Below are 20735 nucleotides of genomic sequence, written 5' to 3' on the forward strand. Positions count from 1 at the left end.
GGGTAGCGTCACTGCTTACATTCCCGTTAATTATCGGTTTAGAGATGAGTTGATTAGTGAAGAAAAATTTTGATGATTGCCGGTTGGAAGATTGAACCCAAGGAATAATTACATACCAAGTTACACTATTGAGCTGGCGGAGCCTTTGCTTTTTTCTTTATGTTCTCTCCTTTAGCTTTCGCCAATCCGTTGAGCTGGCAAGAGCTGTTGAGACGTGCTGCCCCTGAACAAGAGCGCGTACAGGGAGTTACGAATGCTCAATCTAATCTGCGTTTATTTGGTCACGATTTTCAAAGCGTACGAGTTATCCTCTATCGAGATCACCATGCTTGGTGTCCTTACTGTCAAAAGATCTGGCTTTGGTTGGAATTTAAACGGGTTCCCTACATAGTTCACAAGGTCACTATGCGTTGCTATGGAACCAAGGAACCCTGGTTTTTGAGAAAAGTTCCCTCTGGCATGCTTCCAGCTCTTGAAGTTGACGGGCAATTGGTTACGGAAAGTGATTCGATCTTGCTTTGTCTCGAGGAAAAATTTGGACCTCTTGGCCATTCTATGGTTGATCGCAATTCCCTGGAACTACGCCAATTAGAACGGTTATTGTTTCGTGCCTGGTGCATTTGGCTTTGTACGCCCGGGCTGACACTTCATCAGCAAAAGCAGGCGAAGGAACAGTTCAAAAAAATCGCCCAGCGCCTTGAAAAAGAACTAGAAACCACCCCTGGTCCATGGCTTCGAAGTGACGAGCTTGGAACGATCGATCTAGTGTTTGTTCCTTATTTGGAGCGGATGAATGCCTCCCTAGCCTACTATAAGGGGTATCGGCTGCGACGTGAACACCCCTACATCGATCGTTGGTTCCGCGCTCTGGAGTCGTTAGACAGCTACCGAGGCACTCAGAGCGATATGCACACCCACGTTCACGATCTACCGCCACAAATGGGGGGGTGCTGGACAGACGACACGCCACTCGCTGCTGATCTCGCAGCTCGAATCGATCGCGGAGAAGGACTAGGCGAGGACGAAGCCGTTTGGCCGGAAGATAGCAATTGTGGTCAGGCTGCCATAGCTTTGGGGAGGGTGCTGCGGCATCGGCGACAGTTGCTGAGACGCAACCCGTTAGGCAGCGAAGGGTTTGACCTCCCTTTACGTTGTGCACTCACTTGCCTCATAACTAGTGATGCTTGTCAACCACCCCGGGGCTGTGCAGCCGCATTACGTCACTTACGCGATCGAATTTCAGTTCCACGCGACATGCCTTTACCTGCGGGACGCCTCTTGCGCCAAGCTTTGGAGGTCACTGCTGCGCTGGATGGACCCCAACAAGCCAAACGACTAGGCGTGCGTGACCGCTTTGATCAAGACCCCAGAGACTTTTTAAACCGACAATGACGAAACTACAATAGGGACATTTTTTGTGAGCAGGCGCGTCGCCCCAGTTTATGTTTACCAAATTGCACTAAGACTCCCCGCACGCTAGCTCGGATCTGCTTTATTCATATCTCAAATATTGCAAATTTCTGATGCACTGAGAAAACGCTTGCAGTGCAATAGGCCCTATTAGATAGCGACTTGATTCAACGTTTGCTTCGGGAATCAATTTGTAGCAGATCGCGCACCTTTTGTATTTGACTAGCTAACCGTGGATCTGTGGCTAATTTCTTCTCTACCTGCCCAATAGCGTACATCACCGTCGTGTGATCTTTGCCGCCAAAGGTATCGCCGATTCGAGGGAGACTTAAATCTGTGCCTTGCCGCATCAGATACATTCCCACTTGACGCGCCTGACTAACGGTGCGTCGACGAGTACTACTGCACATTTCCTCTGTAGTGACGGCAAACACCTCAGAAACCTTATCGATAACCTGCTGAGGAGACACCTCCATACCTTGATCGGTTGGATCGAGCATCGGTGCCACTGATTCCACGGTCATAGGCAGCCCTGTGATCGAAGCAAAAGCCACAGCACGGGTAAGTGCTCCTTCTAATTCACGTATGTTGGATGTGAATCGTCCAGCTATGTACTGAATAAGATCTCTGGGTAAAGTCATTTTCTCTTGCTCGGCCTTCCTCTGAAGGATTGCCATCCGCGTCTCTAGATCAGGAGATTGAATATCGGCAATAAGCCCCATCTGGAAGCGAGAGATCAGGCGCTGTTGTAAGCGAGGGATCTGGCTGGGTGGACGATCACTAGCGATGACTACCTGACGGCCAGCCTCATGGAGGGCATTGAAGGTATGAAAAAACTCCTCCTGGGTGTATTCCTTGCCTTCAATAAACTGGATATCATCCACCAAAATCAGGTCAGCAGCACGATAGCGGTTGCGAAAAGCCTGCATACCGTCTTTGCGAATCGCTTGGATCAGATCATTTGTGAATGTTTCAGTCGACACATACGCCACCCGTGCGTCGGGCTTGATTTCAAGGTGGTAGTGACCGATGGCTTGCATCAAATGGGTTTTTCCTAGACCCACACCTCCACAAATGAACAATGGATTGAACTCGTGACCAGGAGCTTCTGCTACCGCTAAAGCGGCTGCGTGGGCCATGCGGCTATTCGGACCCACGACAAATCGTCCAAATACATGGCGAGGATTAAGTGCTGGCAACTGTCGGCGCTGTTCACTGAGTCGTACCGGATTCAAATCTCTGAGAATTTCAGTAGCCTTATTACCTTCTGTCAGGGCCGCATTGGCAACTGACTTAGGCCTAGTCAAGACTGTTTCGGAGAGTACGGTTACCTGAATAGCTCTACCACTGATGCTGCTAGCCATCTCAGCAATAGTAGGAAGCAGCTGTTGGCGTAAGCGAACACTAGTGAAGGGATTGGGCGCTAACAGTTTCAATTCGCCATCGATAAAGCCGCTGCATCCAGTAGGACGGATGAAAGTCTCAAAAGTAGGCTTGCTGAGCTTGTCTTGCAATTTCTGTCGCACTTTGGACCAAAGCTCGTCGCCCGTTTGCACCAAAACCGCCATGCTTTTAAATGGCGAATCTACGCATGTTGACGAGCTCTGGCGGTTTTAAATACTGCAGCAGCGAAACAGTCACAATGAATTATCTTCTTCGCTGGGTCGGATTTGCTCTGATCGGTACAACACTGTCCTCGTGCAGCTTGATCAAATCTCAACTGGGATTGCGTCACGACAGCTCACAGTTGACCCCTCCTGTTGTGGTGAACGACAAGCCACAAAGCGCACCGCTGCAACCGGGAGAAAATGTGATTGTGAGAGCAGTAGATCGGGTAGGACCAGCCGTTGTTCAAATTGACGTTGTAAAGAAGGTCAACAACTCTCTCAACAGCATTTTTGGAATCGGACCGTCTACACAGCGTCAGCAGGGACAGGGATCTGGCTTCATTATACGCAGTAACGGTTTGATTTTGACTAACGAACATGTCGTCCGTGGGGCTAATCAAGTTGCTGTCACTCTTCCAGATGGGCGCAGCTTCAAGGGAAAGGTACTCGGAGGAGATCCCATTACGGATGTGGCGGTGGTGAAGGTGGTGGCCGATAGTCTGCCGGTAGCCTCTCTAGGCAACTCTGACAACCTGAGACCAGGGGAATGGGCAATTGCCATCGGTAACCCCTTCGGCCTCAATAATACCGTGACAGCAGGGATTATTAGCGCCGTCGATCGAACTAATGCCGTGGGAGAAGGCCAACGCGTGCCTTACATCCAGACTGATGCAGCCGTAAACCCAGGGAACAGCGGCGGGCCGCTGATCAATGCGGTCGGCCAAGTAGTCGGCATCAACACAGCTATCAGGACAGCACCGGGAGGAGGTCTCAGCTTTGCTGTACCGGTTAATCTTGCCAAGCGCATTGTTCAGCAAATTGTGAGTACGGGACAAGCGTCCCACCCCTTCATTGGCATCCAACTACGCAACCTGACGCCGCGACTGGCTGAAGAAATCAATGCTGCGGGCAGCGGCTGTAAGGTGCCAAAATTTAACGGGGTCATGATAACGGATGTAGTGCCAAATACACCCGCTGCGAAAGTTGATATTCGCCGGTGCGACCTAATCCTAGGTGTTGATGGGAAATCCGTGCGAAATTCTACAGAGGTGCAACTAGCTGTCGACCGTGGTCAAGTGGGAAGGCCGATGCTACTTAGGCTGAGACGTGATGGCAATGAGATTACGGTGGAAGTGCGGCCGAAAGAACTACCGCGTCGCAATTAAGGTGCCGCGTGTCGTAGTGATGGCTCGTTGGCCGGCACCAAACCGCTGTAAGCGGCGTTTAGAGTCTGATCTGCAACACCACTCTGGGCTGCTTCAAGCCGGTGAGTGTGTGATGCGCATCCAACGCCAGCTGAGTATCCATACTGCCAGGGTACTTTCCCTTATGGAGGCCAACGGGGAAATCGAAACAACTTTGGCGGTTAGTGGACTTGAGCTTAAAGCCGCCCGTCGATGGGGTCAAAATCTTGGCCTAAGTGATATACAACTGCAAGGAGGTGGCAGTTTAGGTTGCCGGATTAAGCGCCAGCTTCTATCAGCACGGCACAGCAAACTCAGCACCCTATTTATAGGGACCGATTTACCAGACCTAAATGCTGTTGATCTTCGATCGGCCATAGCACACCTTCAGACGAAGGATCTAGTGATTGGTCCCACAGACGACGGAGGTTATTGGTTAATTGGATTTGGACCAAGCTTGATATATCGCCCACAGCACTGGCCTTTAGTAGGAATTCCTTGGGGTAAGGCCAACGTACTGGATGTCACCATGACGCAAGCTAAGCACAATGGTTTGCGTACCGCTTCAATCGCACAGCGTAGTGATCTTGATCGCCTTACAGATTTGAGTCGATGGCAGGGCTAAGTGTGGTGATTCCTACCCTCAATGAGGCGAGGTACCTTCCTCTTCTATTGGCAGATTTGCATCGGTGGCGAGATAGTTCACAAATCATTGTCGTGGATGGTGGCAGTACAGATCGAACTATCCAGGTGGCCCTTCAAGGAGGGGCCATCGCTGTGCAGAGTCCAATCAAGGGGCGAGGTCAACAACTGAAATGGGGAATTCAGTTTGCACAAAACAGCTGGCTATTAGTGCTGCATGCCGACAGCCGCTTGAGCGTCGACTGGGTTAATCAAGTCGCAAAGGTCCAAGCCTGCTGCCTTCCTCGCCGCGCGGCTTGGACCTTTGCCTTTCGCATTGATGAACGGCGACCGATGCTGCAGTTGCTGGAGTGGTGCGTGAATATTCGCAGTCGTTGGAAACAGATACCGTACGGAGACCAAGGTCTTCTGATCCATCGTAGTTTGTACGACTTGTCGGGAGGGTACCGACCGTTGGCGCTGATGGAAGACCTTGACCTGGTGTTAAGGCTACGGCGAATCAGCCGGATCGGAATTTTGGGGTGTGCTCTTACTACTAGTGGACGGAGTTGGAAAAAGAGGGGTGTGCTGAAAACAGCTTGGCGTAATGCGCAACTACGACAGCGTTGGACTAATGGTGATAGCCCAGACCAACTCTTAGAAGTCTACAGGAGCTAAACCAAATGCTCAGCCGGCATACCAAAAGGCACACCGATGGGCCTGGGGCTCCAAATCCCATCCCTCACGCCGATAAAAGTCCACCACCCCTGGATCAGCGAACAGGCTTACTCGTTCTGTTCCCATTTGGTTTAAAGCATCAAGAATGTAAGTCATCATCTGTTTACCCAAACCATTGCCTTGATAGAGGGGATGGACAGCCACGTCCCAAACAGTAGCCTCAAAGATCCCATCGCCTGTGCAACGAGCGAAACCTACCAATCGCGGCACCCGCGGGTCATGTCGCCATAAACCCACTTTGAGCAGACTATTATACAAAACCTTTCGAACTCGCCGCATTGGACGGCGGCTCCAACCCACGGCTTCGAGCAAACGTTCCAATTCGACCAAGTCGAAAGGTTTTGTTTGACTAAATATCAAAGTGAGCTGATCATTCGAGCAAGCACAAAGCCTTGCTGCTTCGCCGTATTGCTGCAGTAATGATCCCGCAGGTACTTGCAAAGGTGTCATAATTTGACAAGCCCTCGCTCTTGCAGATCGGCTAATTGAGCGTAGAGACCACCGTTGGCTCGCAGCTCTACGTGGGTTCCTTGTTCGATTAATTCTCCCCCTTTGAGTACAAGAATTCGATCCGAAGCTTCAACTGTGGCGAGTCGATGTGCAATTACAACAGCCGTTCTCTTCTGCAGCAACCGATTAAGGTCTCGTTGCAGTGTTGCTTCCGTCGAGGAATCCATGAAAGCCGTTGCTTCATCCATAATCAGCACCGCGGGGTTGCGAATCGCTACCCGTGCGACGGCTAGTAGTTGGCGTTCACCCGAGGAGAGATTGCCGCCGCGTTCGCGCAACTTTGTTTCGAGCCCCTGCGGTAAGCGACTAAGCAGCTCATCGAGTCCGAGATCTGAACAGATTCTTCGTAGTTTTTCATCGCTTACATCGGCATCAAGACGCAGATTGTCTGCCACATTGCCGCTGAACAGAAAGGTGTCTTGAAGAACAACCCCCAACTGGCGGCGAAGGTCTGCTATTGGGATCGAACGAATATCACGACCATCAAGAAGAATACGTCCTTTCTGCGGTTCGTAAAGACGGCAAAGTAATCGGATCACTGTAGATTTACCTGACCCGGTTGGTCCTACAAGGGCCACGTGCTCTCCAGGAGCAATGCGAAAAGAGAGGTTGCGCAAGATGGGGTCGTTAGGGCGATAAGAAAAGCTGACATTTTCGAAGATTAACTCTCCGGCACTCAAAGCCTTGAGAGGTGTCGCATCACGGGCTTCAAGGATTTCCAGAGGCTTTTCCATCAATTCGCCAATTCTTTCTACGGCTGTTAGACCTCCTTGTATCTGAGTGAACCGTTCAGCTAGCTGACGCAAAGGATCAAAAAGACGTTGCACGTAGATGATGAATGTGGTGAGTGTGCCCAATCCCATGACACCGCTAGTGACCATCCAACCACCGACGGTAAGCACTAAGGTGACAGCAGCGAGGCCATCCCATTCGAGGAAGGCGGAAATGCTGCTATCAAAAAAAATCGTCCTATTCACAGCGCTGCGATAGACCGCACCAGTTCGGGAAAAGCGTTTGCTGTTTAACTGCTCTCGGCGATACATCTGAACAACCTCAAGCCCCTGGAGATTCTCTTGAAAGTCAGCATTGAGTTGGGACAATTCTTCCCGAACTTTGTAATTAGTTTTTCGGTACCTGCCCTGAAGCCAAAGCAAAATAAGAGCGACAGGAATTTGAGTAACTAAGAGGAGCAGCCCTAGTCGCCACTCGATTAAAAGCATGGTGGTGGCAATCACTGTCAAGCTCACCAAATCGCCAAGCACCCCGACTGCCCCGCTGCCGAACACCTCTGCCAAAGCATCTACATCATTGGTGAGCCTGGTCAGAAGCTTGCCAACCGGCATACTGTCGTGAAAGCGAAGTGAAAGCGATAAGGCATGCCGAAATAGATCTTCACGGATGCGAGCCGTGAGTCGTTGACCCACGGCCTGAATGTTGAACGACTGAACGCCTTGTAAGGCCAGCCGCAATAACACTGAAATCAATAAAAGGCCAATGATCGTATGGATCGCATCATTTACCGACAACTCCGATAGCCAAGGTAGACTGGGCTCCCGGCGCAACACACTGATTGCTTGACCGACTAACAATGGTTGGATAGACCCTGCGAGGGCAACAGGCACCAAAAGAGCGAGGGTGATCAATAGCCGGCGTCGATCTTGAGATAAATAACGGCCTAAGCGTCTAACCCGTTTCCAGTCACCTATAGCTTTCATCAGAACACGACCTCACTCGTTTTAACCGAGCGAATCGAGGTAACGATGTCGAACAAAGCTCCACCATCAAGACGCATCGATAAAGGATGTCCCACTAGACGAGCAGTTGACTGAAAGAGTTCTTCTATTTCGACCAAGCCGTTGTCACGCAACGTTCGACCGGTAGCCACCAGGTCAACAATCGCTTCCGACATACCCGTGATCGGGCCAAGTTCTACAGAACCATTCAGATGAATCAATTCGACGGGAAGATCTAGGGCGTCGAAGTATTCTCTAGCGCAATGAATGAATTTGCTGGCAACACGGCAATGCGCCGGGAGATCTGATGCACGGCGGTAACCACTACGGGCCTTTACCGCAACCGACATGCGGCACGCACCGAAACCCAAATCCACCAATTGAGCTACAGGCAATTGGTGTTCTTTCAGAACGTCGTATCCCACGACCCCTAGTTGAGCTTGTCCATATGAGACATAGGTGGGCACATCCCCGTTGCGTACCAGCAGAGCGCGAGCACGTCCGCAGGGTGTCGGGACCATTAGTTGGCGATTGTTTTTATCAAGAACAGCTGAAAAATCAAGATCCGCCGCTGCAAAACGCGCCACGGAGTATTTCAGAAGCGCACCCTTGGCCAACGCAATGGTGATCATAGACCCAGCGTTGATAAAAGCGATCAGTCAGGACTTTAACTATGCACTCTGCCCTTCATGCGCTGCCAGTCTTACAAGACAACGTGGTTTGGATCTGGATTCGAGGTAAGAATGCTGTTGTTGTTGATCCGGCTGTTGCCGACCCAGTACAACAGTGGTTGACACAACGTGCATTATGCCTCATTGCGATACTGCAAACGCATCATCACGATGATCACATTGGTGGAACTCCAAAACTCCTTCAGTATTGGCCGGATGCAGAGGTGATTGCTGCTGCTGCTGATCATTCAAGGATTCCTCTTCAAACCATATCTGTCTCTGATGGCGACACCGTCAACGTTTTGGGTCGACGTCTCGACGTGATGGATGTGGCAGCACACACTTCTGCTCACATTGCTTTTGTGCTCCAGCGATGTGAGGATCAAGATATCGGTCCTTTGGTGTTTTGTGGCGACACCCTTTTCGCAGGTGGGTGCGGACGATTGTTTGAAGGTACTCCACAGGACATGCATCAAGCTTTAAGACGGTTGGCGAAGTTGCCTGATCAAACTCGTGTCTGTTGTGCTCACGAATACACCGAGGCTAATTTGCGCTGGGCTATCGAGCGATGTCCAGAAGACATAGCCATCACCAAGAGGTATCTCGAGGTACAAGCGCTACGTCGCCGCGGCAGGCTCAGTCTGCCAAGCAGCATTGGCTTAGAACGGCGCACTAATTTGTTTATGCAAGCCAAGACAGCTGAGCAACTAGCCGATCTCAGGATCCATAAGGATCGGTGGCATTCAGCCTGAGTCGTTGGGGAAACAAAATGGCGGAGGCGCTCTTTCGGAATCCTAAGCGACAACGCATTCCTTGATTGTAATCGTGTTCCAAGGGTTGCGTAACACGCAGTTGTTGGTGGTTTATTCGAACACGGAACTGCCAGCCATGACCGTAAAACTCACGGCCCACAACACAAGCCTCGGCGTCAGGCTGGGGTTGGAGGCTGATCGCAGTCGGGTCAACAAGAAGACTGGCGTCTTTCCTCCAAGGTTCTAATGAAAGCCCTGAGGGACTAACAAGACTACCAAGACAACAGTGCAACAAACCATCTTCACCTGGCCAAACAGGTAGCAAATTTCCTTGAAGTACAAAACGGCCCACAAAGGGTGTGGCTGGGTTACCGACTAAATCCTGGGGTGTTGTGAATTGGTGCAACACACCATCGCGCATTACAGCAACACGATCACAAATCGCGAGAGCCTCCTCTGGATCGTGGGTTACAAGAAGACCACTCGTCTCACATATTTGCAATAAAGAAGCAAGCTCACTACGCAAGAGAAGGCTCACCTCCACGTCGAGGTTAGAGAAAGGCTCATCAAGAAGCACCACCTGAGGTGCTGGAGTCAGTGCACGCGCAAGGGCCAAACGCTGACGCTGTCCACCAGAGAGCTGATGCGGGTAGCGCTCTTTAAGCTCCTGAAGCTCCAACAAGTCCAACAGCCAAATGGCACGGCTTCTGTCCTGGCCAGGACGCAGGCCAAAACATACATTCTGCCAAGCGGTGAGATGAGGAAATAACGCATAATCCTGAAATACCACACCAACGCCACGTCTTTCGGGAGGCAGCCAATAGTTGGGGCCAGCCACAGTACGGTGTCGAAGGTGAATGGATCCTCTACTAGGCCGTTCAAAACCAGCGATCAAGCGGAGTAGCGTGGTTTTTCCACAACCCGATGGGCCTAACAAACCTACAAGTTCGCCCTTCTTGATTTGAAGGTCTATCCCACGCAAAATCCAGTCATCAGAAGGCTTCCCGTAACGATGCCAAAGGCCCCGAAGTTCAACTAGTCCCAGGGTCCTTTCCAAAGACGAAACGCGATGATCTAACTCCATTATTCTGTGTTTTCGTCATGCCAAACCAAGAAGCTCAGGCCATCACTGCATCAGCGGCACCTAGACCTATTGGGCCTTACAGCCAGGCCGTATTAGCTGACGGTTGGCTCTATTGCTCTGGTCAAATATCGCTTGAACCAAGCACAGGAAAAATGGTTGGCAACGGTGATGTAGGTGCCGAGACCCATCAGGTTTTTAAAAATCTTGTGGCTGTGTTAACTGAGGCAGGAGCATCTCTGAAACAAGTCGTACGGACGACAGTATTTCTAGTTGATTTAGCTGATTTTAGGATTGTGAACGAGATTTATGCGGATATGTTCAAAGTGGGAGTCAGTCCGGCCCGTGCTTGCGTTCAGGTCGCTGCCTTACCAAATGGGGCTAAAGTGGAGATTGATTGCGTCGCTTGGTTGGGATAAATTACTGAACACTTCATTTGGGGCCACCTATTAAAAGCAGGGAATTTAGATTGCTTAACAATATGAAAACTCTCCTGTAAGCTCTATGAAAAGATAGAAATCTTGCGGCAACCACAATTTGAACTTAATGGTTAGGGAAAACCACACTAAATATGCTCAAGAATGCTAGTAAGATTAATTTTCATTTTAGTATCACTTCAGAGTACAAATCCGAAGCAGACAATCTGATTATTAAGAGTTTTAGAATTCGTCAATATAAGTTGTTATTTTTTTTAATTTTTAGATCAATAATAAATAGCCTCAAGTATACATTATTTTATCATTATCAGACTCAAGTGATTTAAGCAAACATAAATATATGTTAAATGACATAAGCACCAAATCGTCAAGACTCACAAATATTGCTGATTTTTCATAAAATTTGGTTAGATTAAGATACGTAAAATTTTTACAGTTAAAATCTTGTATTCAATTGTAGAATATTTATAGCCTGAAGTAGTGTTGCCAAAAATTAGTAAAGTATGCATAGTTTTATAACGAGAAAACAAGAAAAAGCTTAAGATAAATCTATTAAGAATAATAAGAGGTTAACTACCATATATATCTAGACTAAACTAGTAAAAAACAATGTCAGATTCTACAAAGTTTGATTCAGCCATTAGATTTGCGATTACTACAGGAAAGATACAATCAGCAAAGGATATTGATCTTGCAAAGAGTACAGATGGGGTTGACTCCGTCATTTTAAGAAATTTACAGGGAGTTACTGTGGCGAGTATTTCTAAAAGGGTTTTAAGAGAACGTGCTGAAGACGAGACTGTAGCCAAATTAAAAAGGTTAAAGCAGGTAGAATAATAAGATATTTATACTAAGAGTAATCGATTCAATACATATATTTTGCGAATCTTTAAAATACCAGAATCTTTAATACATAAAATAATGAGATTAGATAACAAAACTAATTTGTATAGCTTAATTATATAATAAATTATGTATCATCTGGATTAGAAGAATTTGGTGTGTAAAAATTAATTTAGCCCTAAAATAAGTAGTAATATTTAGTACACAATAATAAGTTGTTTACTTAAGCTTATTAACTCATAGATGACCTTATAAAATCTAATAATATTCAGTTTATCTATAAGAAAAATAATTTATCACAAGGACTATCGACAATTTAATATATTCTTTAAAGTTAAGAATAACTTGTGCTAATAAAAAATAAATATTTGATGGCTATATAATACTTTATTGAAGTGATTAAAATTTAGTTTCTAATTATTAAATGAAATTTTTAAAAAAATATTTTTCGCTGCATTTAGGTATGAGTATTTGATTCCTCTAAATCTTTAGCTATCATAAATTACTTTTATAGCTGTTAATTTTTAATATCTTAAAACTAAAAGGCTAAATAAATTATGTCAACTAGAAAACTATAATATTCATGTTTTTTACAGTTTCCTTATTTAAATTATTACTATATATTTTTCTATACTCAAAAGTTAACTTTATATAATGTAACTATTAGATTAGTCAGAAAAAAGTCAGTATGGTTATACTGATTAATATTTGATCTAAATAAAGTAATCACTAGCTAAGATGAAGCCTGAGTAACTAAAAAATTTATTAGTAGTAGCTTAATGTAACAGAAAGTAACATTTTTTAATTAAATACTTTTAAAGCATTATTATGCTATAATTCAAATATAATACATAAGAAAAAGAATAAAAATAATATTTACTAATAAACAAGCCTCGATTAATAGAAAGTATTAAACTTTTATTTAAAGATGGATACAGATAAAGAAGGGTCATATTTACAATTAGGATGAACAACTATAATGAGATATTCCACCAATACTAAATACTGATTCTGGCTTTAAAAGGTAATACTTATTTTCAATAGTTTTTGACTGTTCATCATAAGGATGACTAAGAACATTATGAATTTCTCTGATTAACTTATAGTCACCCTGAGTTGCTTGTTCATAGGCAGGAACAACGAGCCATTCTCTCCAAGTATATTTGGGATTAGTTTGTTTCATCTGTTGGCTAATTTCGTATATATTTCGTTTGGATGTAACGACTTTATACCAATCATTCAACCAAGATAGCCATTGATTTTCAAGTGTTTTAGGTAACGAGTCGTAAAAACTCTTTTTTAGTCCTGATAAATTGCGGGGTAAGTTTGATAACTCACGGAAAAAGATCGTGTAATCTACTCTAGAGTAACTTAAGAGCTGTAATAACCTTTGACAAAGCTGATGATCGTATCTAACTAAACCTAGCTTAGAGGTCCACACTGCTTGAATTTTTAATCGCATTGTTTGTTTAAATTGTTGACGACTCTGATCAAATCTTTGTAGAGCATCAGCATCATCTAAAAGTAATATTCTTAAAGACTTCCAAAACATATTAAAATTGGCTTCTGCAGCAACAGGTTGATTAAAAAAGGAGAAATGTCTACCACCACTAATCCAAGGCTGAAAATTAGGATCAAAAAGCTCACAGAACCCGAATGGTCCATAGTCCAGTGTGAAGCCGCCTACAGTGCAATTGTCACTATTAAAGTTACCTTGGCAGAAACCAACACGTAACCAATTGGCAACTAAAGATGTAAGGCGATCTTGGAAAAGAAAAGATAATTCTACCAATTGATTTGTAAAAGATAAGGTTAAATCAATACTGTTTTTATACTCTCTATCAATTAAATGCGATACAATCATGTTCAACTCTTCCATAGCTCTTGGATGCGCACGGTTATAGGCCCGACGTGCAAATAGTTCTAACTGTCCAACGCGTAAGAAAGATGAAGCAACACGCGTTGTGATAGAAACGGGATTTTCAGTTACGATGTCTGGTTCGTGTGATGTGGAGTGTTCTGAGTACCAAGGCCTCATTACCATTTGAGATCGGGAAACAAATAGAGTTAAGGATCGTGTTGTTGGAATACCAAGAGCGTACATAAACTCCTGAGCTAAGAATTCGCGCACGCTGGAGCGCAACACAGCACGTCCATCCCCACCGCGGCAATAAGGTGTTGGGCCGCTGCCCTTCAATTGCATTTCCCAACGCTTGCCATTTAATAAACCTTCAAAAACTGATATGGCACGACCATCACCATATCCATTGCCAGTGCCAAAAGGACATTGTCGAATATATTCGGTTCCATAAATTGAGAGGGCATAACCGGTTGCCCAGCCAAATGGACATTTAACATCGGCAGAAGATAGATCACCAGAAAACATTTTGATGAAATCTTGATCTTTCACTAAAGAATCGCTGAGACCAATTTCATCAAAGAATCTTTGACTATGAATTACGTAATCAGCATCTTTCAGCGGAGTAGGTTTGACAGGGACAAAATGACCAGAAAAAACCTGACGTGCACTATGATCATTACCATTCTGAGTAGAATCTGGATCAGCATTCAGATAGTTTATTAATGAATAATCAGCACATTGCAGAAATTCATTAAAACTAGTAATGGAATGATTCAGAGAATTTTTAGATTGAGGTGACATACTTGGCGACTATGATTAGCAAGATTTAATTACATTATATATTATACAATAAATCCTTTTACAATCAAGATGGCCAAAGTACTAAGTAAGCTGTTAATATATAAAGTTAGATTATTCACTAATCTTTAGTTAATATTAATATTTTATAAGTACTTATAAACTTTACTAAAAACTTAAAAGAATTAGGCATTTATATATAGATAAAAAAGTAAACTTTAAAACCAATAGTATGTCTTTATGTTAGTCAAAGTTCAAGTACACAACAATTTTATCTTGTAATATATTAATTAATTGGTTTATATAAATGTTATATAAATAACTAATAAGAATATAAATGTATTGACTATAATAAAAGTTTCTACGTATATCTATTCCTTAACTTATACGAGTATAATAAAAGCCCACAGAAGACTATAAAAAATAACATTACTATAATCTAGATTTAGATTATTAATAAAATTAAAAGATTAAAATAAAGTAATTAAATTGATAATAAATTAATTGTTAATCATATAAAAATTTTTTATTCTTAGTCAAGTAAAATATATTTAATTATTTAGCGACTAACAAAATCTTTAGTTACCTAAATTATAAGAATTGCTTAATAATAATTGATAATTAAATGTAAATTCAAATTCTAAGTTAAAAAACATGCTGACTATATTGTGATAAATAACTTAATAATTGAGTTTTAATTATGGTTAACAACTATTTAAGTAATAAAATATTTACTTTTGATATTCGGAATTTGACTTATTGAGTTTATTTAATATTTTTAATTTTTAATTCTTGAGAAATTTTAAATTTATTGGTTTAAAAAATACAACGTTTACAACAACAACAAAGTATATTTACTATCCTGGTATTTTTTAATAAAATATTTATAATGTTAATCTAGTCATTAATATTAAGAAAACTAATATTAAAATAATGAGGGACAAAAGCTTATTAAATAGACTATAAATTTATAAATCGAAAACATTAATTTACCAACATATTAGTTATCTTATGCGAAGTTATGATACTAGGAAGAATAAAATTACTAAGCTCAAAAAATAAAAAATATTTTATTGATATTGATTGTAAGTTGGGTAATTAAAAAGCTATTAATTTTTTTGCCTTAAAATAAAGGTAATTATTATAAACTAACTTTTATGTAAATATTTTATTAAGAAAAAGACTTAAATGGGTAAGATATACAGCTTTAAATCTAAAGATTAGCACAATTCCACTATTTTTAGCTGTTGCATTAATTAAAATAATGATTAAAATTAGAATAAGAAAATAAACTATTACACTAGTTATTTTGTGCAATAAATATCTGTTAAGTTGGTTTTATAGAAAATCACTGCAAATTTGTTGCTTTATATATGAAAATAAATAAGATGTATTTACTTTTAGCTCTAAATATTTCTCTTAATAGCTTAGATAACTATTAGAATTGACATTAAAATTTTATTAGATTAAACAAGCTAAAACTCGCGTATAGTATTTTATATTACTTAGGAAGATAATCTAATTTAAAATAATTTAATTTTATGAATTAAATTATTTTAAACATAAACAGAGGTAAGTAGTAAATATTTATTGGTTTCTAAAAATTTTTATAGTCTGTTTTAGCTAGTGCTTAGTTTAAAAAATGGTTTTTATATCTGTCAAGCTTTTATTTATTAGCTTATCAGTTTAATAATCTTGAAGTGATGGCTCATTCTGGTTAAGCCTAAACCTTTTAAATTAGATAAAAATATATTAATAAATATTTAGCTTTGTGTTCTAGTTTAACAGATATATTTTATAAGAATAATTTAAATAATTTATATATTATTCTCACAATATCTTATTATATTTGAGATATCTATTAAGCTTTATAATCTGAATATTATTACTAAGATAATAGCAGTTGCTAATATTATTTTAAACTAGATTTATGTTTGCATTAAGACTTATAATTCAGGACAAAGTTTTAATTTTATTAGTTTCTTTAAAGCTTTAAGCAGTATTCTTATTACATAAAGTTAATTACCGCACAATAAAACCTAAGTAATACCCTAAAATCCAGATTATTTGCAATTGTAATACTCATATAAAGAGATACTTTCAGAAGAAAGGTTATCATATCTTAAAAAATCGTAAACAAATGCTATAGATTACGATATCTCAAATTTGCACTTTTCCTATTATTATAAAAATTTTTATTTTTAATAGTGAATCTATTTTCTAGAAATAATCAAATTACAAATATGAATACAAAGTAAAAACTTAGTTAAAGAATTATTTCTATGACACGCTTAAGCTAATAAAATCTGATTATTATATTTAATAATGTAACTTATTTTATTAAAGATTAAGAATTAATGCTGTAAATAAGGAACTTAGAATTTACAAAACAAATATTTAGTTAGCAGATCAATAAATAAAATTTCGACAATTAGAGCTTATATAATGTCCGTAATCATTTAGTAATTTTTGATTATGAGAAGAGTATTTACAAAAAATCAAATAAATAATTAGTGCTAGTTAATTAATATTATAAGCTTAATTAACTAGTTTGCGCTGAATATAACGTTAAAGTATTAACGAAATTATAGAATTTGCTAAACTCTTAATTAATAAAATATACTCAATTTATGATAATATTGAGAATATAATCCTAAATTTAAATATTATTGTTTTTATGATTTGATATTTAAAGTTAGTTAATAAGCTAAGTTAATGTCACACTAATTAAAAGTCAAGTTAAATTAAATAAAAATTAGTTGTTTAAATACTTTATGCTATTGCATATATACTTCAGAGTATAATTTGATTAAACTTATTAGTATAGTAAGAATCAAGTTCTGTTATCGTAGATGTAACTTAATTTTGAAAATTAAATTAAGCGGAATCAATATAAAATGTCAGTTCATTATACTGATCATTTATCTTATATAAAGTAGCATTGTCAATTAAAAATTAAACAAAATTTATTTAATTTTGTTTACTAATATCATATATACTATCAAAGCTAAAAATTTTTGAGATTAGATAATCAGTTTAGAGAAACTAATTGCACTACATAAATTTAAAATCCTTAGGCATTATTATAGGAATAACATATCTACTTCACTTTCGGTTAACGGATAATTTTGTATATAAAACAACATTTAAAAATTCTGAACAAGAAAAGATACTTATAAATATAAATACTTAATTATTTAATTATAGATCATCTTGAACATGGATTAGTAACAAACTATATTTATTTAAATATACAACGATGGCAATATCAATACAGTCTTAAAATTTATGGATTCTTTAATGAAAAATTCTTTTTTTAAATACAGACAACAAGAAAAGGAAGCAATTGCGCGTTGGTTTAATGAGTTTCAGCCAATTGATATATCAATAATTGGAAATATGAAGATTGCACGAGGAATACCAATAAATATGGATAAAGATGAAAAATATAGGACTAAACTTTAATATTTTGTTCTTGCTAAAAGCCTAAAATTATATCAAAATCTAAGTATAGTAGCATGTTAAACTTTGATAAAGTTTATGTATCTTATCGTTAATTTATTCCTATAGATAGCTATTATAATCTCGACTTTTCTTATTTTGGCTCTTTACTATTATTAGCTCTTAATTTTAGTTTGCTATTTTAATGATCCAAATTATTGTAGATAGTACATTCACAATAATTTGCTATTGTTTGACTAAGATACTACTCGGTAATACATTATTTTTACAAGTCTGTTAAATTCATTATAATTTTTTAATCACGAAATCATTTTTATATTTCTTAAATTATCGTATAACGAGCTATACTTAACTTTGCTGTAATTTAACGTCCTTGTATCTATAGCAGTAGAATTGCTAGATTTAATAAAGTAGTCATTAAATTAAGACTTAATATTTATTCTGTTGATTTAGTGCCACATATATTAATAACTTGACTAGCTATCAGATAATATTTGACAATTAGATATTATCTTATTAATTCTAATTAGATACTAAGTGCATATATTTGATTTACCTAATTTGATGATTAATTAAGATTAATAATAATATATTTATTAAGTAAAAGTCTCATAAATAATTTTTAAACAAAACTTTTCAACAAAATTATTGTTATTAATGCTCTTATTGGCATGCAATTAGTTGCCATTACTTACATCATAAAGTTGATAGCGTATAAATTAATTCAGACTTAATTATGTAAGATACTAAAGTCAGTATTCAAAATTAATTGAGCTAACTTTTTCATAAAAAGTTTAAAGATAAGAGATTAAAATTTTAACCAATAAATAGTTTTAAAGACAATTTTTTTCAAGCAGCAGTTAGCCGAAAAGTTCGGATAAAAAGCAAAAATGGTTTGAAGCAGCCTTAATATAAAAGTTCTAAGAACAATTTTTATCTTCTTAAGAAAATTATATAGATAGCTTTTAAAGTTTTTTATCAGCTACTTAAATTAAATGTGTTTAAACTATGCAAAATGTAATGCTACAATTAGAGTTTTTATCTCTTAGCAACATATCAAGTACAGTTTGAGTTTAGTTAACTTTAAATTCTAGAATTTGTAAAATAGTAATAAATTAAAGCTTAAGCTCGAGACTAATTTATTGACTTTTCTATCAATTTAACCGTTTAAACGATTTTTGAAAAATCAAATTGATTACGATAATTATGAGGCAAGTTTTTGCATGAGTTCTTAATTCTTGCTAGTTTAATAGTGTAATTTTAATGATAAGAACAAATCGTATTCACTAAATTTAATTCAATATCAATAAGATAATTAGTTATTAAAATGCTAGTAACGAAATTGTTCAGTTGTAGCAAACCACGAAACAGTTTGCTGTTACTGATCTTAAACCTTAGCTCAAAAAAGTGACTAAGCTTGATGATGCTACTATCATTGTTATTCACACAAGTCTACACGACATAATTAGACTTTTGACCTATGAGTACATATAAATATAATTATTTATAAAGATAAAGTCAAATAGCGTTTTTGTTTAATTATACTTTTCATATCCGTGTTAATTTTATAAATGTTATAGATAAAAACTAAGCTCTATCTAGATTTCTCGAATAAGCTTATTTAGATAATTTTCATCTCGTTTATTTTTTGTAAAAAAAATTAATTATAAATAAATTAAAAAAGCTCAATTTGAACATTTGTATTTATAATAATATTTTTAAAGCTAGAAAATTTTTAAAGTAATGCTACGCACTAACAAGTATATGATTACGTAGCAAAAACCTATTTTAGGTATATTAATTAATTGTATAATATTTTTATTGTCTTAGGTCTAAATTATGCAGATATAAAATGTATTAAGTTTATTTATTTTGTCAATATTTTTTGCAACCTGCTTTTGATAATTACTAGTATAAATAAAATAGTTCAGTTCAAGTCGTATATTGCTAATGCTTAATAATAAATACTAGATTCTGTTTTAAACAATTTATGATATGTATCGATGATAGTTTTAATAAATACAATTTTACCTATACGATGCTACCTATTTAATCTAATAGGATGCATTAAAATTCTTCAATCACTTAAAAAATAAAGCTCCCCCATGCATTTTACCAAAACTGTCTCAAATTTTCTTATTAAGATTTTTTAGGCAGTGAATAATAATTAACTAATTATTTCGCCTTTTTGTTCTTTGAATTCTTAGAGCAATTAAATTAAATTGTTTGGAAAGTAATATGGTATCTTTTAAGTTAATTTTAAAAGTCTTATAAAAGACTGAATAACAATAGTCAAAATTTTAATAAATTTATTAGAAATATGTAAATAATTAAACAGTGTTAACTGTAAATACTGATTGGCTTTTTATGATAATTTCATTGAAATCTATATTTATGATATAGTTTATTTCAATAACTTTAACAAATATTTTATTTAGCTTATTGATGATACCGTACTTACGGTCTTGTAATTTAACATTCCAAATTTTTTCTTTCCTAGGATATATTTAATCTTTTAAGTACAATCTAACAATATTAAATCTAAATTATCTGATTATTAATAATATAACTTGTATAAAACTAATAAATTCATAATTTTATGTGATCGCTTTACTCTAAATTATTCAATTCGTATTAAATTAATAAGATTAATTTTCTAGTCTATTTAATATTTATAATTTTTAATTTAGCCTACTAATAAACTAATATAAATTCTTTATATTAACAGATATAATTTCTACATATTCTTAGAGATTAGATTTAAAATAAGTTCAATAATTAAAGCTTTCCCTATATATTTTACAATTATTCTTGTAATTGTTCAGTAAAAAGTTACCTTATAGCCTTGCTACTCTTTAGAGCAAAAATACTAAAATTTAGGCATAATGCGCTAAAAATAATTTGCTACAGTATTTTAAACAGTTAAAATAAATAAAAAATTTTAATAAAGGGGAAAAACTGTTTTTTAGCAACAAACCGTATAAGTTTATATAAAAAACTAAGTTAGCAAACCTTTGAAATCTGTAA

General features: G+C 38.2%; 13 protein-coding genes. 7 read left to right on the plus strand and 6 right to left on the minus strand.

The window, feature by feature from the left end:
- The first annotated feature begins 159 nt into the window (after positions 1–159).
- Positions 160–1392, plus strand: coding sequence for a glutathione S-transferase family protein (locus tag ABWV55_RS02815; protein ID WP_353292205.1), 1233 nt, complete (start codon positions 160–162; stop codon positions 1390–1392).
- A gap of 185 nt (positions 1393–1577) precedes the next feature.
- Here the strand turns inward: ABWV55_RS02815 and dnaA are convergent, their stop codons facing one another.
- Positions 1578–2969: a chromosomal replication initiator protein DnaA gene (gene dnaA / locus ABWV55_RS02820; RefSeq protein WP_353292526.1), complete on the minus strand. Its 1392-nt coding sequence runs from the start codon at positions 2967–2969 to the stop codon at positions 1578–1580.
- A gap of 83 nt (positions 2970–3052) precedes the next feature.
- On the opposite strand from dnaA, the gene ABWV55_RS02825 reads away from it, so the two are divergent.
- The 3 genes from ABWV55_RS02825 to ABWV55_RS02835 are packed head-to-tail and all read left to right on the plus strand — an operon-like array spanning position 3053 to position 5500.
- Positions 3053–4183 (plus strand): trypsin-like peptidase domain-containing protein, encoded by a 1131-nt coding sequence (locus ABWV55_RS02825; protein WP_353292527.1) that lies wholly within the window; start codon positions 3053–3055, stop codon positions 4181–4183.
- Position 4184: 1 nt separating this feature from the next.
- A complete protein-coding gene (locus ABWV55_RS02830; protein ID WP_353292206.1) occupies positions 4185–4826 on the plus strand; it encodes a TIGR04282 family arsenosugar biosynthesis glycosyltransferase in 642 nt (213 codons plus the stop codon).
- Complete coding sequence (locus ABWV55_RS02835) at positions 4814–5500, plus strand: TIGR04283 family arsenosugar biosynthesis glycosyltransferase (protein ID WP_353292207.1); 687 nt, start codon at positions 4814–4816, stop codon at positions 5498–5500. Before ABWV55_RS02830 ends, ABWV55_RS02835 begins: the two co-directional genes overlap by 13 nt.
- Positions 5501–5509: 9 nt before the next feature.
- Here the strand turns inward: ABWV55_RS02835 and ABWV55_RS02840 are convergent, their stop codons facing one another.
- Genes ABWV55_RS02840 through hisG form a run of 3 tightly spaced genes read right to left on the minus strand, consistent with a single transcriptional unit; the run spans position 5510 to position 8435 of the window.
- Positions 5510–6010, minus strand: coding sequence for a GNAT family N-acetyltransferase (locus ABWV55_RS02840; protein ID WP_353292208.1), 501 nt, complete (start codon positions 6008–6010; stop codon positions 5510–5512).
- A complete protein-coding gene (locus ABWV55_RS02845; RefSeq protein WP_353292209.1) occupies positions 6007–7785 on the minus strand; it encodes an ABC transporter ATP-binding protein in 1779 nt (592 codons plus the stop codon). The genes ABWV55_RS02840 and ABWV55_RS02845 overlap by 4 nt, the downstream gene beginning before the upstream one ends.
- Complete coding sequence (hisG, locus tag ABWV55_RS02850) at positions 7785–8435, minus strand: ATP phosphoribosyltransferase (protein ID WP_353292210.1); 651 nt, start codon at positions 8433–8435, stop codon at positions 7785–7787. Before hisG ends, ABWV55_RS02845 begins: the two co-directional genes overlap by 1 nt.
- A gap of 41 nt (positions 8436–8476) precedes the next feature.
- Here hisG and gloB point away from each other — a divergent pair, with 41 nt between their 5' ends.
- Entirely contained in the window at positions 8477–9226 is a 750-nt protein-coding gene (gene gloB, locus ABWV55_RS02855) for a hydroxyacylglutathione hydrolase (RefSeq protein ID WP_353292211.1), read from the plus strand.
- Here the strand turns inward: gloB and ABWV55_RS02860 are convergent.
- Positions 9192–10310, minus strand: coding sequence for an ABC transporter ATP-binding protein (locus tag ABWV55_RS02860; protein ID WP_353292212.1), 1119 nt, complete (start codon positions 10308–10310; stop codon positions 9192–9194). The genes gloB and ABWV55_RS02860 overlap by 35 nt on opposite strands.
- Positions 10311–10327: 17 nt before the next feature.
- Between ABWV55_RS02860 and ABWV55_RS02865 the strand changes: the two genes are divergently transcribed.
- Complete coding sequence (locus ABWV55_RS02865) at positions 10328–10726, plus strand: Rid family detoxifying hydrolase (RefSeq protein ID WP_353292213.1); 399 nt, start codon at positions 10328–10330, stop codon at positions 10724–10726.
- Positions 10727–11353: 627 nt separating this feature from the next.
- A complete protein-coding gene (locus ABWV55_RS02870; protein ID WP_353292214.1) occupies positions 11354–11581 on the plus strand; it encodes a hypothetical protein in 228 nt (75 codons plus the stop codon).
- A 967-nt stretch (positions 11582–12548) separates the two neighbouring features.
- Here the strand turns inward: ABWV55_RS02870 and ABWV55_RS02875 are convergent.
- Complete coding sequence (locus ABWV55_RS02875; RefSeq protein WP_353292215.1) at positions 12549–14249, minus strand: protein adenylyltransferase SelO family protein; 1701 nt, start codon at positions 14247–14249, stop codon at positions 12549–12551.
- Positions 14250–20735 lie beyond the last annotated feature (6486 nt).

This window comes from Synechococcus sp. M16CYN, assembly GCF_040371545.1.
Lineage (GTDB): Bacteria > Cyanobacteriota > Cyanobacteriia > PCC-6307 > Cyanobiaceae > Parasynechococcus.

Excerpts from the sequence above, each read along its gene's own strand:
- ABWV55_RS02815 (WP_353292205.1), top strand. The coding sequence starts at position 160 with ATGTTCTCTCCTTTAGCTTTCGCCAATCCGTTGAGCTGGCAAGAGCTG.
- ABWV55_RS02835 (WP_353292207.1), top strand. The coding sequence starts at position 4,814 with ATGGCAGGGCTAAGTGTGGTGATTCCTACCCTCAATGAGGCGAGGTAC.
- ABWV55_RS02875 (WP_353292215.1), bottom strand. The coding sequence starts at position 14,249 with ATGTCACCTCAATCTAAAAATTCTCTGAATCATTCCATTACTAGTTTT.
- gloB (WP_353292211.1), top strand. The coding sequence starts at position 8,477 with ATGCACTCTGCCCTTCATGCGCTGCCAGTCTTACAAGACAACGTGGTT.
- ABWV55_RS02825 (WP_353292527.1), top strand. The coding sequence starts at position 3,053 with ATGAATTATCTTCTTCGCTGGGTCGGATTTGCTCTGATCGGTACAACA.
- ABWV55_RS02845 (WP_353292209.1), bottom strand. The coding sequence starts at position 7,785 with ATGAAAGCTATAGGTGACTGGAAACGGGTTAGACGCTTAGGCCGTTAT.
- ABWV55_RS02870 (WP_353292214.1), top strand. The coding sequence starts at position 11,354 with ATGTCAGATTCTACAAAGTTTGATTCAGCCATTAGATTTGCGATTACT.
- ABWV55_RS02840 (WP_353292208.1), bottom strand. The coding sequence starts at position 6,010 with ATGACACCTTTGCAAGTACCTGCGGGATCATTACTGCAGCAATACGGC.
- ABWV55_RS02865 (WP_353292213.1), top strand. The coding sequence starts at position 10,328 with ATGCCAAACCAAGAAGCTCAGGCCATCACTGCATCAGCGGCACCTAGA.
- ABWV55_RS02860 (WP_353292212.1), bottom strand. The coding sequence starts at position 10,310 with ATGGAGTTAGATCATCGCGTTTCGTCTTTGGAAAGGACCCTGGGACTA.
- hisG (WP_353292210.1), bottom strand. The coding sequence starts at position 8,435 with ATGATCACCATTGCGTTGGCCAAGGGTGCGCTTCTGAAATACTCCGTG.